The 2,882-nt window shown below is 39.4% G+C and carries 3 protein-coding genes; 1 reads left to right on the top strand and 2 read right to left on the bottom strand.

The window, feature by feature from the left end; all coding sequences use genetic code 11:
* Positions 1-27: 27 nt before the first annotated feature.
* Both RFW85_RS12405 and RFW85_RS12400 read right to left on the bottom strand, forming a co-directional pair.
* Complete coding sequence (locus RFW85_RS12405; protein WP_306308258.1) at positions 28-1,449, bottom strand: ISL3 family transposase; 1,422 nt, start codon at positions 1,447-1,449, stop codon at positions 28-30.
* A gap of 8 nt (positions 1,450-1,457) precedes the next feature.
* Complete coding sequence (locus RFW85_RS12400) at positions 1,458-1,694, bottom strand: hypothetical protein (protein WP_032042670.1); 237 nt, start codon at positions 1,692-1,694, stop codon at positions 1,458-1,460.
* A 210-nt stretch (positions 1,695-1,904) separates the two neighbouring features.
* Between RFW85_RS12400 and RFW85_RS12395 the strand changes: the two genes are divergently transcribed.
* Positions 1,905-2,813 (top strand): phage antirepressor N-terminal domain-containing protein, encoded by a 909-nt coding sequence (locus RFW85_RS12395; protein ID WP_309171572.1) that lies wholly within the window; start codon positions 1,905-1,907, stop codon positions 2,811-2,813.
* The last annotated feature ends 69 nt before the right edge of the window (positions 2,814-2,882 follow it).

Genomic DNA, 2,882 nt, shown 5'->3' with positions numbered 1-2,882 from the left:
GGCTCTACGGAATAAGTGGTGGAAAGCTTAATTACTTTCCACTGGTAAATATTCATCATCTGAGTTGAAAGCATATTCAGACTCTCTGTGCATATCTTCCACTGCTTTGTGAAAACAAGAGGTACAATATCCATCTATTCCGTAGACACCATCAAATTCTAAATCCATAAATAAATAGTTTGAACACTCTTTACATGTTCCTTCGGATTCAAGAATTTCTATAATATCTTCTTCGGAGAGCACATCCTCATATTGAGGCTGTTCATCATAGAAATATTGTAGAACTTCTCTATGATTATCCTTGAATAGTAATTTAGCTCTAAGCATCTCAAAACTATAACCACGACCATGACGATTAATCACCTTTGCAATACCATTCATTGCTTCGGTATAACCATTGGTGAGTCGTTTGTCGAAGTAAGCTAGTATTTCTTCTCGCCAGTTCTTGATAGCAGTTAATAGTGGCTTAAAGTCTTTCTGTGATTTCTTCATCTCAGGTGGAACAATATCAATCCACTCATCAAGTAATTGCTCTGCATCGTTGCGATTTTCTTGGTCATAAATACAGTAAAACAATTCTTTTAGGTTATGGGCTATAGCAACATGCGGTTCATTGGCAAGCCACATATCAACATTGTATTTACCTTGTTCATCAAGGTCTTTGTAGCGCATACGAAGCAGTGATTTACGACGCATCCAATCTCTACCGACTGCTTTAGTCTTGTCTTTAGCCAATTGTATGCGAACACCATCCATTGCTTGATTTGCCATCCTAACCACATGAAACTTATCAACCACAATAGGAGTGTTAGGAAACACAGTACGTATAGCATCTTTGTATGGCTTCCACATATCCATAACAAAGCCCTCGATTGGAGCATTACGATTACGTTGAAGCCAATTAGAAACGAGAGCCTTATCTCGGCTTTCAAACATATCAATGAATGCTCGATGCTCTACGTTTGTGACAACGAATCTGAGTTTTCCATCGATAGTAGTTTCATCTATACCGATCCAGCCTTCTAGATCAGGCTTATATGCTTTGTTTAAACATTCGATGTAATTATTGGCAATTGTGCGAACAGTTTTATCATCACAGCCGATGTAATGCCCGATATTAACGAATGTGTCACGCAAACAGTTATCTTGAATATGCTCAACACAGCGCCACGTCATACGCATTTCTGGATGCATTGCATTGGTAGGTTGAGTAAAGGTGAAACGACAATCACGACATCTAAAACGCCTTAAAATGGCGTGGATGACAACTGGTTTACCTCGAACAGGGGCATCACGGTATGCAACTGTTTTAGTTCCATGCTTATAGATTGAGCTGTTACATTTTGGGCAAGCATCAGGATAACGTGTGTATTCAGCCTCAATAATCAGTTCATCACCATGTTTAGCATCTAATACTGTCCAGTTTGAAAGGTCTAGAATGTCGGTCATGAAGAGAGCTATCCTTCGTCAGAAAGCCAAAAGACATCTTCAAATTTTTCGCATACACCTGCTTTTTTGAGTTCCTCGTATATTGATAAAGCAGTATCAACCTTAACAGAGTTGCCCTGTTCAGCTCTTGTCACGTAGTTTGATAAAACCCTGCTACCACTAACAAAACCACATCTTTTAGATAGCTCATAGACTGTTAAGCCCGCCTTTTCACGTAAAAAGGCAACATTATTATGTACTTCCATTGCTGCACCACGAGTTAAATTTTAAAGCATTATAGCACAATAAAAGATAATTACTATTTTTTGTGATAGCACAATAAAAGTTATTGACACAACAAAAGTTATTAAATAAGATATCTCTAACAAGGCGGAAAGCCCTTAAAAAGAAAACCCCTTGCGGACGTCGAAATCAAGCAAGGGGCTTTTGTCAACAACCATAGAAGGAACATCGACATGACTACTTTAACTCAAATTGCAGTACCTTTCCATAATGCTGAATTGTATTTAGTGGAACACAATGGGCAACCTTATGTCCCTATGCGTCCAGTCGTTGAGGGTATGGGATTAACTTGGGCATCACAAACAGTTAAGTTCAATAGTAACAAAGCTCGTTGGGGTGTTTCGATTATCGAAACACCTACTTTAAGTGGTATTCAAGAAATGCTCTGTATTCCACTTCGTAAGCTATTCGGCTGGTTTACATCAATCAGCCCTAACAAGGTAAAACCTGAACTTCGCGACACCGTCATCATGTACCAAAACGAATGTGATGATGTTTTATGGGATTATTGGAGTAAAGGGCGGGCAATTAACCAACGCCATACTATTACGCCTGAGCAGAAATCTACCCTACAAGAGATCGTTGAGCGCAAGGCGGGAGACCAGCGGGCATTACGAGCACAGATATGGACTCGCCATAATAGGCACTTCAATATCAACTCTTACCACGAGCTGCTCACAATCCACTTTGATGATGCAGTGAAGTATCTAGAAGAAATGGAAGTGAAAGGTAAAATTGAGCAAACATCATTTGAATTGCTAGCTGCCGATACAACCAATAAGGTTATGGATTACTACTGGGCACTGCACCAAGAAATTAAACGGTTAGGCGGTAAAGTACCTGATGCTCCTAAATTTGATGAAGATACTCTAGTTAGAGCTACTGTCACTCGCATGGTGCAAGGTAGTCGTATGATGTTGCACTTGGGCTACGACAATAAACCTACAATCCAATTAATTCCGAGTGATAACTGGATTTTAAGTAGCGACAATATTGCACAAATTATTGGTGATCCATCGGGACCTAAGAAAGAGCTTCTACCTGAAATTATTCAAGCAGCAGCCAAACGCTTAACCAAATAATTCCACCACTTATTCCGTTTTACGGAGTATCTATGAATTATTGAATTCCACTAGATATTCCGTAGAGCC

Origin of the sequence: Acinetobacter sp. 12966, from assembly GCF_031196995.1 — a bacterium.
GTDB classification, from domain to species: domain Bacteria; phylum Pseudomonadota; class Gammaproteobacteria; order Pseudomonadales; family Moraxellaceae; genus Acinetobacter; species Acinetobacter geminorum.
The sequence above is the reverse complement of the archived record's forward strand: the minus strand, read 5'-3'. Positions and strand labels throughout refer to the sequence as shown.

Excerpts from the sequence above, each read along its gene's own strand:
- RFW85_RS12405 (WP_306308258.1), bottom strand. The coding sequence starts at position 1,449 with ATGACCGACATTCTAGACCTTTCAAACTGGACAGTATTAGATGCTAAA.
- RFW85_RS12400 (WP_032042670.1), bottom strand. The coding sequence starts at position 1,694 with ATGGAAGTACATAATAATGTTGCCTTTTTACGTGAAAAGGCGGGCTTA.
- RFW85_RS12395 (WP_309171572.1), top strand. The coding sequence starts at position 1,905 with ATGACTACTTTAACTCAAATTGCAGTACCTTTCCATAATGCTGAATTG.